The 13,804-nt window shown below is 56.7% G+C and carries 15 protein-coding genes and 1 riboswitch; of the genes, 13 read left to right on the forward strand and 2 right to left on the reverse strand.

Going from position 1 to position 13,804, the window contains the following annotated elements:
* The first annotated feature begins 19 nt into the window (after nt 1-19).
* The 6 genes from EL26_RS12335 to EL26_RS12360 all read left to right on the forward strand — a co-directional run bounded on the left by EL26_RS12335 (nt 20) and on the right by EL26_RS12360 (nt 6,748).
* A complete protein-coding gene (locus EL26_RS12335) occupies nt 20-985 on the forward strand; it encodes a hypothetical protein (RefSeq protein WP_038089103.1) in 966 nt (321 codons plus the stop codon).
* Nucleotides 982-1,965, forward strand: a complete 984-nt coding sequence (locus EL26_RS12340) for a hypothetical protein (RefSeq protein ID WP_038089105.1) — start codon at nt 982-984, stop codon at nt 1,963-1,965. Before EL26_RS12335 ends, EL26_RS12340 begins: the two co-directional genes overlap by 4 nt.
* 57 nt (nt 1,966-2,022) lie before the next feature.
* On the forward strand, nt 2,023-3,066 hold the full coding sequence (locus EL26_RS26020; RefSeq protein WP_038089107.1) for a phosphatase PAP2 family protein: 1,044 nt from the start codon (nt 2,023-2,025) through the stop codon (nt 3,064-3,066).
* Nucleotides 3,067-3,160: 94 nt separating this feature from the next.
* Nucleotides 3,161-4,597, forward strand: a complete 1,437-nt coding sequence (cls, locus tag EL26_RS12350; RefSeq protein ID WP_202962857.1) for a cardiolipin synthase — start codon at nt 3,161-3,163, stop codon at nt 4,595-4,597.
* A 100-nt stretch (nt 4,598-4,697) separates the two neighbouring features.
* Nucleotides 4,698-5,780: a DUF4397 domain-containing protein gene (locus tag EL26_RS23780; protein ID WP_052036304.1), complete on the forward strand. Its 1,083-nt coding sequence runs from the start codon at nt 4,698-4,700 to the stop codon at nt 5,778-5,780.
* 98 nt (nt 5,781-5,878) lie between these two features.
* Complete coding sequence (locus EL26_RS12360) at nt 5,879-6,748, forward strand: aldo/keto reductase (RefSeq protein WP_238546102.1); 870 nt, start codon at nt 5,879-5,881, stop codon at nt 6,746-6,748.
* 115 nt (nt 6,749-6,863) lie between these two features.
* On the opposite strand, the gene EL26_RS12365 is transcribed toward EL26_RS12360, so the two are convergent.
* Nucleotides 6,864-7,310, reverse strand: coding sequence for a YlbF/YmcA family competence regulator (locus tag EL26_RS12365; RefSeq protein WP_038089109.1), 447 nt, complete (start codon nt 7,308-7,310; stop codon nt 6,864-6,866).
* 85 nt (nt 7,311-7,395) lie between these two features.
* Here EL26_RS12365 and EL26_RS12370 point away from each other — a divergent pair, with 85 nt between their 5' ends.
* A complete protein-coding gene (locus EL26_RS12370; protein ID WP_038089113.1) occupies nt 7,396-7,647 on the forward strand; it encodes a hypothetical protein in 252 nt (83 codons plus the stop codon).
* Between the two features lie 162 nt (nt 7,648-7,809).
* Here the strand turns inward: EL26_RS12370 and EL26_RS12375 are convergent, their stop codons facing one another.
* Nucleotides 7,810-8,106 (reverse strand): hypothetical protein, encoded by a 297-nt coding sequence (locus tag EL26_RS12375; RefSeq protein ID WP_038089115.1) that lies wholly within the window; start codon nt 8,104-8,106, stop codon nt 7,810-7,812.
* A 186-nt stretch (nt 8,107-8,292) separates the two neighbouring features.
* On the opposite strand from EL26_RS12375, the gene EL26_RS12380 reads away from it, so the two are divergent.
* From EL26_RS12380 to EL26_RS12405, 6 genes are all read left to right on the forward strand, one after another.
* On the forward strand, nt 8,293-9,648 hold the full coding sequence (locus EL26_RS12380; protein ID WP_038089118.1) for an AAA family ATPase: 1,356 nt from the start codon (nt 8,293-8,295) through the stop codon (nt 9,646-9,648).
* Between the two features lie 6 nt (nt 9,649-9,654).
* Nucleotides 9,655-10,134, forward strand: coding sequence for a PIN domain-containing protein (locus EL26_RS12385; protein WP_038089122.1), 480 nt, complete (start codon nt 9,655-9,657; stop codon nt 10,132-10,134).
* Nucleotides 10,135-10,150: 16 nt separating this feature from the next.
* Nucleotides 10,151-10,411 (forward strand): glutaredoxin family protein, encoded by a 261-nt coding sequence (locus tag EL26_RS12390; RefSeq protein ID WP_038089125.1) that lies wholly within the window; start codon nt 10,151-10,153, stop codon nt 10,409-10,411.
* A 55-nt stretch (nt 10,412-10,466) separates the two neighbouring features.
* The gene (gene uvsE, locus EL26_RS12395; RefSeq protein WP_038089127.1) at nt 10,467-11,414 is read left to right on the forward strand and encodes a UV DNA damage repair endonuclease UvsE; all 948 of its coding nucleotides are present in this window, start codon (nt 10,467-10,469) and stop codon (nt 11,412-11,414) included.
* Nucleotides 11,415-11,519: 105 nt separating this feature from the next.
* Nucleotides 11,520-12,854, forward strand: coding sequence for a copper amine oxidase N-terminal domain-containing protein (locus EL26_RS12400; RefSeq protein WP_038089130.1), 1,335 nt, complete (start codon nt 11,520-11,522; stop codon nt 12,852-12,854).
* A gap of 110 nt (nt 12,855-12,964) precedes the next feature.
* A riboswitch (TPP riboswitch) is annotated at nt 12,965-13,071 on the forward strand.
* Nucleotides 13,072-13,211: 140 nt separating this feature from the next.
* On the forward strand, nt 13,212-13,799 hold the full coding sequence (locus EL26_RS12405) for an ECF transporter S component (protein ID WP_038089134.1): 588 nt from the start codon (nt 13,212-13,214) through the stop codon (nt 13,797-13,799).
* The last annotated feature ends 5 nt before the right edge of the window (nt 13,800-13,804 follow it).

Consider the following 13,804-nt stretch of genomic DNA (forward strand, 5'->3'; position numbering starts at 1 on the left):
GGAGTTTGGAGGGGTTTTTGTGAATGAGTTTTGGAGCACGCTGGGCGGCTGTCTGTTGGCAGTTGCGGGAGCGTTTTTGGTAAGTACGTTGACGTGGGGATTGTACCCGTGGTGGAAAGCGCGCACGACGCGCAAGAGATACGCCCGCGAGCGCGTGCGGATGGTGTCCGATGTGAACACGCGGCTGGACGGGTATCGCATCAAGCAAAACCGCATCACGCAGGCGGTCACGCTCGTGCTGTTGCTGGTTTGGATGGTCCTGCTGTACGACCAGCGGGAGATGTTGGAGCTCGGCGTGTTTGCGGCGGGCGTGGTCTGGGGGCGCGACGCGTACGCGCGCGCGCCGTGGCAGAAACTGCAGACGTTCGTGCTGACCAACCAGTCTGTCGTGGTGTTTCTGGCAGGCGCTGGGCGCGCGCTCTGGAACATCGAACCGCGCCAAGTCGTGCGGTGGAGCGACCTCGATTCCTACCGCTACGACGGCGGGTTTGTGCAGTTGTACCGCGCCGAGCAGATGCAGTTGCAGTTCGAGTACAACGCCCGCGACATGGACAAACTCCGCGACTTGCTCTCCGCTCTGCACATCAAGCGCGGGGAGCCCAGCGACCGGATCTGGCTCGGGCAGTTCGACGAGACGGAGTTTTTCCGCTTGGAAGACGAGTTGACAGAGACGGGCTGGAATCTGATCGACCTATACCGCCCGGAGTTGGAGCAGTTGGGACTTCAGCCGGAGTTCGGCGTGATGCGCAACGTGACGGGCGACCGCGTGCATGAGGAATTCTCGCGCTCGTGGCTGCAGTTCAACCTCGTGGACGGCGAAGGCGAACAAAAAGCTTCCAGCACCCTGCCGCTCTGGCAGAGCTCCGGCAGCATCGGGCACTTGATCGGCGTGCGCGGCCAAGACGCGGTGGAACATCTGCAGAAATGGATCGGCAACGTGATCCGAAGCTGCCAAGAACCGCAAGAGGGGAGCGTGCTGTCGTGAGCGAAGGGACGGGAATCGTCATCGAAGTCAGTCTCTTGACGGTCTGCATGTGGTTTCTCATGCTCGGCCTGAACATTCCGGTGCGGCGCTGGCACATTCGCCGGTATGAACAGCAACACGACATGCTGGAGCGCGTGGTCGTCGAGCGCAAACTGCCTCCGTTGAGCAAAGGGTCGATGGTAAAGCTGCTAAACCGCCTCTACCTCTTGGCGCTCGGGATCGGTGTGATTCAGTATGTGTACATCACCCAAAGCGACGACCCGAGCGCAGGCGAACTGGGTGCTGCCGTGCTGTTCGGGCTGGCGGTCGGCGCGGTCGTCGTCGGCGCGCTCTGGTTTTTCTACCGCCGCACGAAGACGGTCAACACGTTGGAATTGCGCTTCGACCGCCGCGGGCTCACGATCTTCCCGGCCCGCCAGCGCCTCTCGGGGCAAGGTATCTACGAAGCGCGCATCGAGTGGAAAGACTGCTGCGGCTACTGGGTGTACAAGGGCTACGTGATCTTCGGCCTGCGCCCGATCGGGCAAATCGAGCAGTTCGGCGGCGAGGAGATCGCCCGCATCGAGCAAATTCTGCACGCCCTCGGCGTTCGCAAGCTCGTCTCCTACGACGTGCTCACCGCGAAAAAACTGAACGACTCGCAGTTGAGCCAGTTGGACAACCGCGTGCAGCGGATGGCAGGCGAAGTGATCGCCGGCTATGCGACGGAATGCGCGATGTTGAACGCGCACGTGGAGGCGGAAGTGGAATGGCGAACGGAAGACGACCGCTACAGCGTGCTGATCTTGCGGATCGTCGCCGAGGACACGGAGTTGCAAAGCATCGAATGGCTGCTCTGGGGCGAGGACGAAAACTCCCAAGAAGCGCTGGGCTTGTCGGACGACCGCCTCTACGAAGGGGTGGACGAGCGCGTGCAGTCGCTCTTGGACTTCCGCCGCAACCAACTGGGGCAAGAGGCGCAACCGGTCTTGTGGCAATAGAGAAGCGAGAAACGGGACAGTGACGTTTTTGAATGAGGCAGAGAAAGGGACGGATGGATGAGAGTTTGGGGTTGGGTACGGAAGCTGGAACTGTATGAAGGGATCGGGATTGTCGTCTCGGTGCTGTGCGTGATCGGTTTTTTCGCGCTCGGTGACGAGATCGACGCCAAGCAGGGGGAGCCGGGCTGGCACTGGTACCCGCTGTCGTGGATTTGGGCGATCTACCGCACGTTTATTCCGAAAGCGCTGGTGTGCGCGTTGCTCGGTCTCGGCCTGCTGGGCTGGATTCGAGAAGCGCGCCGTGAAAAAAACAACTGGCGCCTTGCGTGGAAGCCCGGCCTGCGCTGGGGGGTCGGGCAAACGCTGACGGTCGCACGCTTCGGATTGCCGTTTTGCGTGTTGTTGATCATCTACCGGGCGCTGGATTTCTACATCCCGCTTTTCTCGCCGGTCGACCGCGACGGCTGGCTGTTGAAGGTCGACGCGTGGATGTTCGGCGGCGTGCAACCGTCGGTGTGGTTGGAGCCGCTGATTCGCCCGTGGTTGACCGACTACTTGAGTTTCGTCTACATGATCTGGTTCCCGATGATCTTCTTCACGCTGTTGTTGATGATGCTGAAGTCGCGGGAAGCGGTCAGCGGGTATGTGGCGGCGGCGCTGTTCGCTTTTTACATCGGGTATGTGAGCTATACGATCGTCCCGGCGGTCGGGCCGCTGTATTCGCTTGCCGACACGTACACGACCTCGCTTTCCGGCGGGGCAATCACGGAGATGCAACGCGCCGTCGTCACGTCGCAACAGGACATGAACGTCTCGCGGGACTGCTTCCCCTCGCTGCATACCGCGATCTCCTGCGTCATGCTCTACTTCGTCTGGACGTATCGCCGCAAGTGGTTGTGGCTGTACGCGCCGCTCGTGGTTTCGATCTTGGTTTCGACCATCTACCTGCGCTATCATTATGTGATTGATGTGTTGGCAGGGATTGGACTGGCAGCGCTCACGTGCTGGCTGGGCCGTGCGGGGACGGCTTGGTGGCAGGTTCGTGTTCAACCTTCCGCTGATCGAAAGAGAAAGAAAGCGACCAACGGGGTCGTCTCCTGATGGAGCCCATAAATCGCCTCCCTCATGGAGGCGATTTTTTTCGCACATACTACGGGGAAAGAAGGTTGGGCTGGGAAAGGGTGTGGTTCGTATCGTGTGGACGGTCGCAATCCTGCTTCTCATGGCGGTCGTGGTACTGCTGTTGGTGGGAACCGTCATCTTTTTGGAGAATCGCAACCCGGAGAAGACGGTGGCTTGGATGATCGTCTTGATCGTGTTACCGGTCGTCGGATTTATGCTCTACCTCGTGTTTGGACGCAATGCGCGGAAAAGCAAGCTGTTTCACCACAAGCACATCATCGACAACCAATTGAAAAAAATGCTCCGCGAACAGACGCACCGGGTGACGGAAGAGGACGTCCTGCACCACGGCGGCGAGACGCGGGAACAGCGCTTGGTGCGGTTGTTGCTCAACAGCGCGTACTCGCCGCTGACGACGAACAATCGCGTGCGGGTGCTGACCGACGGGGCCAGCAAGTTTGAGGAGCTGTTTCACGCGCTGGAGCAAGCGGAGCATCACATTCATTTTGAGTACTACATCTTCAAGGAAGACGAGATCGGCCGCGACATCCAGCGCCTGCTGATCCAGAAAGCGCGGCGGGGCGTCGAAGTGCGCGTGTTGCTCGACGGGTTGGGGTCGCGGCAGATTTCGCGGGACTTCCTCGATGATTTGTCGAGCGGCGGGGTGCAGGTGGAGTACTTTTTTCCGGTGAAGTTTCCGTTTCTGACGAGCCGCTTGAACTTCCGCAACCACCGCAAGATCGTGGTGATCGACGGCAAGGTCGGCTTCCTCGGCGGGATGAACATCGGAGATGAGTATCTGTCCCGCAAGCGCGAGATCGGGTTTTGGCGCGATACGCATCTGGTGCTGGAGGGCGAGTGCGTGCATCGGATGCAGACGATTTTTCTCAACGATTGGTACTTCATCACCCGCCAGCGCATCGAGGACATGCGGTATTATCCGGAGTTGGAAGCGGTGGGGGATCAGTACACGCAGATCGTCGCGTCGGGGCCGGATTCGAATTGGGAATCGATTCGGCAGGTGTTCTTCACGGCGCTGGCGACGGCGCGGAACAAAGTCTACATTGAGACGCCGTACTTCATCCCCGACGAGAGCATCTCGATGGCGCTGAAGACCGCGGCGCTCAGCGGCCTCGATGTGCGCTTGATCGTGCAGGGGATTCCGGAGTACCAACTGACCTACTGGGCGTCGCGGTCGTATTTCGAAGAACTCTTGCAAGCGGGCGTGAAGATCTACAAGTATCAAAAAGGGATCCTGCACGCCAAGGTGATCATGGTCGACGATGAGATCGGCATCGTCGGCTCGGCGAACATGGACATCCGGAGTTTTCAGTTGAATTTCGAAGCGAGCGCGTTGGTGTACGACCGCAAGTTTGTGGAGCGGTTGGCGGAAGACTTTCAGCGGGACTTGCTGGATTCGCAACTGGTGGAGTGGGAGTCGTACCGCGTTCGCAAGCTGTCCGACCGCTTTAAAGAGTCGGGGGCGAGGTTGTTGTCGCCGCTTTTGTGAAGTTTTTTGTCGGGTGGGCACGCACGTCTGCTTGGGCGCTCTAATACCTTGATGATGGGAAAGCCGTCATGGCTCCAGATTCAAGGAGGAGGTCCGGGCATTGAAAGAACGCAGAGATGTTGTCACGAGCGAAGTGGCAACTGAAGTTTCGAAATTGGTTACGTTGGTGCAGGAGAGTCAAGAGAACCAACAGGCGTTTTTGACGGAGGCGTACCGTCTGTTGCAAGCGCAGGCACGTGAAGTGGAAGAACTGCAAAACCGCGCGATCTCGACGGAAGCCATCCTCGCCAAGTTGGATGAGATCGGCAAATTTCTCGCCAAGTTGGCGAAGCACGTCAACATCAACGTGACGAAAGTGGAAGAGCAGCCGGGGACGCCGGAGATGCAACCGGGTTCTCCCGCGGTGCCGGGCGGGCAACCGGGGGGTCAGCAGATGATGCCGGGCCTGCAGCAGCCGGACATGATGCCGGAGCCGCAAGTGGTGCCTGCGTCGGAAGGCGGTCCGGCGGTGGACATTTCGGTTTCCGAGGGGGTTGTCACCGAGGACATCCCGATCTCCGAAGGGGTGGGCGAAGAAGCGGTGCCGGTCGTCAAGCCGGTGCACCAACCGCGGGCGCAGGTGCGCTTCTTGCACGCCTCGCCTGACGCCGGGCGCGTTGACATCTACATCGACCACAAAAAATACGCTTCCGACGTCGCCTTCCAAGGCATCACGCCGTACCTGCCGATTGAAGCGGGTCGTCACCGCCTGCAAGTCTTCCCGGCAGGCAAAGCGGCGGGCGCAATCATCGACTCGACGTCGAATTTCACGCCGGGCGGGCACTACACCATCGCCGTCTCCGGGTTCTTGCGCAACTTGCGCTCCGTCGTGATCGAAGACCACCAAAAAGGCGCAAAACCCGGGTACGCCCGCGCCAAAGTCGTCCATCTCTCGCCGAACGCGCCGGCGGTGGATGTTGCGCTGCCCAACGGCAAAGTTCTGCTCGGGCACCTGACGTTCAAGCAAAAGTCGCCGTATTTCCAAGTCACCCCCGGCACCCGCCATCTCGAACTGCGCGCCGTCGGCAAGCCGGATGTGCTGTTGCGCGTGCCGCCGGCGAAGTTCGACCCGAACGTCACGTACACGCTGTACATCTTGGGCATGTCGGGCCATCTGACCACGATGCTGGTGCCGGAAGCGTGAGGCGTGCAGCAGGAGTGAAAAAAGACTGCGGACTTCCTTGTTCGCGGTCTTTTTTTTCATGACATACTAAGAAGAGGAAACGAGGAGGGATTCTCCGCATGATCAAACAACAACCGTTTGGCCGTACCGGCTGGGAAGTGCCGCTGCTCAGTTTCGGGGCGCAGCGGATCGTCGACGAGCACAACTGCACGGAGGAGGAAGCGATTCAGATCGTGCATACGGCGATCGAGCACGGCATCACGTACTTTGACACCGCGCCGAGTTACTCGGACGGGCAATCGGAGTACCGGCTGGGTCTGTCGCTGACGGAGGGCCGCCGCGCGCAAGTCCGCATCGCCACCAAGACGCACGACCGCACGCGGGACGGGTCGCTGAAGTTGCTGGAAGGCAGTTTGAAACGCCTGCAAACCGACTATGTGGACGAGTGGCGGCTGCACAACATCGTGACCGTGGAAGAGCTCGACCGGATCTTCGCCAAGGGCGGGGCGATCGAGGCGCTGCAACAGATGCAAGCGGAGGGCGTGGTGAAAAAGCTTTCGATCAGCGGGCACACCAACCCGCAGGTGCTGGTGGAAGCGTTGCGCCGTTTCGACTTCGACTCGTCGCTGGTGGCGCTGTCGGCGCTGGATCATCATATCTATTCGTTCGCCCATGAGTTTCTGCCGTTGGCGAGAGAGAAGGGCGTGGCGGTCGTCGGCATGAAAGTGATGGCGCTTGGCAAACTCGCGCCGTGGTATGAAAAAGCGCTCCGCTACACGCTGTCGCTCCCGATCTCCACCACGATTGTGGGCATGGAGACGATGGAGCAGTTGGAGCGCAACCTCGCCGTTGCGGAGAACTTTACGCCGATGGACGAGTTGGAGCGGTTGGAGTTTTGGAAAGAGATCTTGCACTTGGCGCGTCCGGAGACCCTGCCGTGGAAAGCACAGGAGTGGGGCGGCGATACGTGGTACAAGCGCGATGCGTAAGAAAAAACGCCCTGCCGGCAGATGGGAACGTGTCGGGCAGGGCGTTTTATTTAAACATGCAAGGGTCTCCCCGCGCAGGGGAGCCGTGGGCTTGCCTTGATTTGTGATTTTGTGATTAGTGGCGTCCGCAACCGCCTGCGGAGCCGCAGCTTCCGCAGCCGCCGGATGCACCGTCGCCGGGTTCTTCCGTTTTTTCCACGGGAACGTCGGACGCGAGGGTGTTGACGATCGTTTGGAGCACGCCTTGGACGATGTCGTTGACCTCGTCTTGGGCTTCCTTGAACTCGTCGATCAGCGGGATTTGCGCGATGCGTTCGAGCACGTCGTCGTACTCCGCTTTGGCTTTCACCGCCGCCGGGTGCTCATAGCCGTGGCGCAGCGAAGTTTGCGAATACGCATTGCGTTTTGCGCGCACGATGAACAGGAGAGCTTGAGCGTCCGCGTGGCGGTTGATTTTATCTTCAGCCTGACGGAAGCGCTGCATCTCTTCCGAACGGGCGAGCAGGTTGGCAAGTTGTTGTGCTTTATCAAGAATGGGATTCTGTTGAACGACAGATTGCATGGGTCAACCTCCTTATCCACTTTCTATTGTACCTGAAAATCGGGTACGATAGTGGGGGATACGCTACGTTTGGAGGGAAAAACTTTTGGCGAGATTGGAAAATGAACTGCGAACCTATGCGGCCGAGCTCGCGGAGCACGTTCCCGGCGGGTATACGGTCGAGGCGTACTATGAATTTTTGCGCGGGCAGTATGACGCGACGGTGCGTCATCACGGCGAGGAAGTCGTGGCGCAGATGAGCGACGAGACGATCTTGAAAGTGTTGAAGTCGCAGGTGCGCGAATTGATTCAGTTGAAGCGCATTGGGAAGTTGATGGCAAAACGGGACCGCATCTAGATTTCTGTCGCGGGACGTGGTATAGTGGAAGCAATGAGCCGACATAGGAATATGCGGAGTTCTCGCTTGCAGTAGGGTTGTGGAGCCCTAAGCGATGAACAGGAGAAAAGCGGGTGGATCGTTTCGACGATCCCCCGCTTTTTAGTTTATGCAGGAATTGTGCTAGGCGCGCTTGGTCTGCCACGTGCGGGAGGTGGCGACGAGCAAGCGGTAGACGGAGTAGACGCCGATGTAGCCTGAGGTGGCAAGGAACAGCGGGTCCATGAAAATTTCGTGCACATGCGTGGTAAATTCGGTGTTCTCCTGTTTGATCTCCAGCACCGCCAGCCCCGCTGCGATGTTGGCGAGCAACACGGAGAGCGCCGCCAACAGATCAAACACCGCCGCCACCGACCGCTGGCGCAACACAAACATCAAGATCGGCACCAAAATCGCCCCCACGATCAACACCAACTGCACCCCCGCCACCTCCTGTGATTCTTGGTAGCGTTAGGTTTTGCAAGGGGGGAGGGAGATATGTAAGGATTTGTTTTGGTGCGTTTTGGATGAGGGGGAAAGGTGTTATGATAGTGGGGAGTGAATATGCAGTATTGCATATACGATAATGCATATTGGGGTACATACATTTGGAGACGGGGTGTTAGAGTGAAAGCCATTCGTCTGATTCGATATAAAGGGTTTGAGGATTCCGGTTGGGTGCAGTTGAATAAGATTACGCTCTTGTTCGGGCTGAACTCGTCGGGAAAGTCGAGTTTGTTGAATGCACTTCTGATGTTGAAGCAGAGTTTGCAGAATCCTGCGCGGAAGGTTCCGTTCACGTTTTCGGATAAGAAGGGCGTGGATGTGGGGAACTATTCGGATGTTTCTTACAATCATGTGATCAACCCGGATTTGCCGGTGGAGATTCATATGAAGTTGGATTTGGGTCGGGATTTTGAGAGTGATGATAAAAGCGTCCAATTTGGTGGGGGAGATTTTGTTTTTAAGGTTAGAATTGGTTACAATCCCAAGAATGAGACGAACATTCTAGCAGGTATTACTTTCGAGGATAATCAAGGTCGTAATATCCTTAGCGTGGATACAAGAGACAATGTAGTGGATGGATCGAATTTTACTTCCGATGTGATAGATGTAGATGGATTAACTCCCAGGACTCTAATGTTCAAGTGGGAAAATTTTCTACCTGTTGTGATAAGGACTCCAATTGATCTATTTATGTTTGCTGAACTTGCGTACTGTGTCCAAGAAAAGGTAACAGAAGCATTAGAGAAAGTTGCACACGTAGGTCCTTTGCGAAGTGAGGCTGAGCGTGTCTACCAGTTCACGGGTGAGAGTCCGAAAGAAGTGGGCCGACATGGCGAAGATGCGTTTACTATACTCTTTCTTGATCGTCATGAATATCAAAATCCCCTAACCGAAAAGGTCAATCATTGGCTACGCGAATATAATTACGAGTTCCACTGGGAAACGTTCGGTAGTTTCTTTCAATTGATCTTGCGGGACACCCGCTCAGGTCTACAAGTCAACCTCAAAGACGTCGGGTTTGGTATTTCGCAAATCCTTCCTATTATGATTCAAGGATACCTCAACAACCCTGAACAGATTGTCCTCATCGAGCAACCTGAAATCCACCTCCATGCGGGAGCCCAAGCCAAGCTCGGAGACCTTTTCATAGATATGGTCAACCAAACGGGCAAGACGTTCCTCATCGAGACCCACAGTGAACACCTTCTGTTGCGTTTGCGTCGCAGAGTAGCGGAAACCACCCTCACAGAAGGCAAAAACGAATTCCCGCTCTACCCCTCGGACATCGCCGTCAACTTTATCGAAAACACATCCAACGGCAGCGTCGTCCACAACATCAAAGTCAGCGAAATCGGCCAACTGGAAAACGTCCCGGATGCGTTCCGTTCGTTTTTTGCCGATGATTTCGAAGAGACGATGAAAATCACCGAGACCATCGCACGTTTGAAACAACAGCGCCAGTCGGGAACGGAGTGAGAAAACGTGCGGGTTGTAGTAGACACCAACATCTTGGTCAAGGGCTTTTCTGAATTTGATATGGTAAAGACTCACCTGTTGTTGCATTATTTCTATCACAAACCCGAAAACAGTATCGTGATCGACCACGGAGATATTGTTCGAAAAGAATATTATGACGAGGTCGGTCATATCGATTTGTTTCAAAAATGGTACACGTTTATGGTATCGAATAACCAAATTGAGTATCATGACGGCAAACTCCCGAAAAAGATCGCCGCTAAACTCAAAGAACTCGGCTTCCACGAACACGAGGACCAAACTTTTGTCGCACTCGCGCTCAATACAGACAACACGATCATCACTGAGGACAGTGACTACGGCAAAGGCAAACCGGAAAAAGCCGAGAAAAACCTCCCCACCCTCCGCTACATGGAAGACGAACTGGAACTCCGAGTCCTTGACGCGGAAGAAGCCACGCGCTTTCTCGAAAGCTTAAATTCATAAGGCAGGTAATGACCACATGCAACCCTATCACATCACCCTCTTCACCAAGGACGGCTGCACGCTCTGTGTGAAGGCGAAGCAGATTTTGGAGCGGCTGGGTCTTTTTTATCCGATGGTGGTCGAGGAGTTTGACATTACCACCGACGAGTCGGTGCACGCGAAGTATGGGGACAAAATCCCCGTGCTGCACATCGACGGCGAGGAAGCGTTCGTCAGCAAGATCGCCGAACATTGGCTGCGGCGCTACTTGGAAGAGCGCAAGTCTGACAAAGTGTAGTCACACATGATCACCTGGCACTCATGGTACACTGTGGGAGCGAGGTGATTTTTTTATGGAAGTGCGGATTGGGTTTGTTTCCCTAGCACTGGCGATCTTCAACAACACCCCAAGTTCGACGTTTACCTATAAACTGTTTCAACAGCGGCCCTATGAGGAAGCGCTAGCCCGCGCCGTCGAGGTCGGGCGCAAAAACCTGCGGGCGACACAGCGCATCCTCTACTACAACGCCGCCCACGGGATCAAGCTTCACCGGATGTCGTCGTCGCTGATCCCGCTGGCGACGCACCCGGACGTGGGGATCGACGTGAAAGCGACCTACCCCGAAGAATTGAAAGCGCTAGGCGACTTTGCCAAGGCACATGATATACGTCTGACGATGCATCCCAACCAATTTACGTTGCTGAACGGCTCGGAGAAAGTGGTCGCCGCTTCTCTCAAAGACTTGCAATACCACACCGATCTCCTCGACGGGATGGGTCTCGATCACCAGCACAAAGTCAACATCCACATCGGCGGTGTCTACGGTGACCGGGAAAAAGCGATTCAGACGCTCTACGACAACTTCCCGCTCGTGCCGGAGAGCGTGCGCCGACGCCTGACGTTTGAGAACGACGACAAAACGTACACCGTCCTCGAAACGCTGGAAGTCTGCGAGAAAGTCGGCCAGCCGATGATGCTCGACATTCACCACGATTGGTGCAATCCGAGCGCGATGACGCCGATTGAACTGCTTCCGCGCATCGCCGCCACGTGGGGCGACACGCCGATGAAGATTCACGTCTCGTCGCCCAAGGACGACTCCGACTTCCGCGCACACAGCGACTTTATCGACCCGGAGCGGCTGCTGGTCTTCCTCAAAGCCTGCAAACAACACGGCCTCCCGCGCGTCGACGTCATGGTCGAAGCCAAGCAGAAGGATCTCGCGTGCCTCAAACTTGCGGAAGACCTCGGGAAAGTTCGGGGGATTAAGCGGGTCGACGGAGCGGTGCTTCTGATGTAACCGGAAAGTCGTGAATGCAACGGAAGAGGGTTTTTTTCTATTCAAAGTTGTGAGCGGTGTGTTACATTATGAGCAGTTGTTTTGGTGAGAATGGAGTGGTGTTGCGTGAAAGGTTCGTGGAAAAAAAGCGCCGCCGGGGCAGGGATGGCTCTGCTCTTCGGGCTGTCCGTTTTGGCACAACCGTCATTTGCCGATCCGGTGTCGGCGGAAACGACGCATGCGTTTTTTGCCGTCAATGGGGAGTGGGCGTATCTTGACGACGGGTATGCGGTGATCTCCTACCAAGACCACCTGTATGTTCCGGCGCGGTTTGTCGCGGAGAACATGGGCGCGGCCGTTTCGTGGGACGAAGCGACGCAGACGGTGAGCTTCCAATCAGGCAAAGGCTCGAAAGCGGAACAAGGTGCGGGCAGTTTTTACAAGTCCGGCCCGATTGCGGCGCAGACGCAGGAGGTGCACTTCGTCTTCAACGGTCAGGAAAAAACGCTCGATTCCGGATACGCCGCGCTTTCCTACCAAGACCACGTCTACGTTCCGGCTCGTTTCGTCGCGGAGAACTTGGGCGCGCTGGTGCAGTGGGGCGAGCACGAAGCGCTGGTGAACGTGGCGTACTTGGAGGGTGCCGACGGGCTTTCTTGGCTGAAGTCGTTTGCAGAGAACCATCCGGGCGAGTTGATCAGCGGCTTGAAGGCGGGGGTGAAGTTTTCCGCGGGGACCGACGCGTACACCGTCGTCGTGACGCACAAGGACGGCAATCTCGCGGGGAATGTCTACTTCGTGAACGCGGACGGGAAAGAAACGAAGCTCTGGAGCAACATCGAGTCGGTCGCGCAGATTCGAAGCATCGCTCAAGGGGATCACAACGTGGTGTTTGTCAACGGCGGGGCGGGGATGCACGGCAGTTGGCTGTACGCGTTTCTGTACGGCGGGGAAGACGGGCCGGTCGTGGTGAAGAGCTTTTTTGGAGATTTGCGGACGGATGTGTTTATGCTTGACGGCAAGATTGAAGTCGCGGAATCCAACACGGACACCGGCAACTCCGATGAATACTTGTACGAGTGGAACCCGGCAAACCGCGAGTTCGTCACGTTGGACACCAGCGTGAAGGAATACACCAAAGCGTCGTTCACGAACCCGATTCTCGGGGCGTACGACACGATCTGGGAGATGCGCGGCTACGTCCAAGGCGACGAGGGCGGCGGAATTCCGAACGAATGGAACCCGCACGCCGCCGAGACGATGAACGCCGCGCTCCCGCAGCTGCAGTGGCTGAAAGAGTACGTCACTCGCACGGATGCGCACGTGCTGACCACGGCGGACGGGTCGACGGATCAGAAAAAAACCTACCGCTATACGCAAGGGGAGCACGCGGTTGATGTTACGCTCGTCTATGCGGAAGGCAGGGGTTGGGTTGTGGATGCGATTCAGCCGGTGAAGTAGGGAACTGTTCATCATGTTGAAAAAAAGCGCTCTCGTGAAGGGGCGCTTTTTTTCTCCTTTACAAACTCTTCGTCCCAGGACTACAATGAGATCGTACCAAATTGAATACGAGCAGTTGCTAGGGGTGCCGAAAGTATGGCTGAGAGGCGTAAGGAGCGCCAACCCTCTGAACTCGATCCTGGGTAATACCGGCGTGAGGAAGTGACGGAGACTGCGACGGCATGTGCGAGCGGAAGACCCGCGGCATGTGTTTGTCGAATGATGTCTGCCACCAAACAACCAATCTTCTGCCGGGTGCCGGGAGGGGATTTTTTTATGCAAATGTTCGGTTCCAACAAATGAAGGGGGTAATGAGACATGAAGACTAGTCGTGTCGCAAACTTCAGAGAGATTATGATCACCGTCATCCTGTCGATGATCTGCGGGGTCGCGTATTTTGGATGGGGCTTTTTGTACAACGTGTTGGACACCGCACTGCCGGGTTCGTCCGAACTGATCTACGGACTCTGGTTCGTCGCTTCGATCCTCACCGCGTACATCGTGCAAAAGCCGGGCATCGCGATGCTTTCTGAAGTCGCAGCATCGTTTGTGGAAATGATCTTCGGAGGCCAATGGGGCTTGAGCACCCTCGTGTTCGGCTTGATCCAAGGCGCTGCCGCTGAACTGATCTTTGCGGGATTCCGCTACCGTACGTTCAACATGGGCACCGTCATCCTCGCCGGGATGGCGTCGGCGGCTGCAAGCTTGCCGATTGACTGGTACCAAGGCTACATCAGCGACGTCACCACGGGCGTGCTCCTTCTCAAAATCGTCCTGCGCCTGATCTCCGGCGCGATTTTTGCGGGCGTGCTCGGCAAAGTCGTCGGCGATCTGCTCGCCAAAACGGGCGTTCTGAACTCCTACCAAGTGGTCCGTTCCAAGTTGGACCGCGGGCCGTCTTTCTAAATGAA

The sequence above is a fragment of the Tumebacillus flagellatus genome (genome assembly GCF_000714935.1).
GTDB lineage: Bacteria > Bacillota > Bacilli > Tumebacillales > Tumebacillaceae > Tumebacillus > Tumebacillus flagellatus.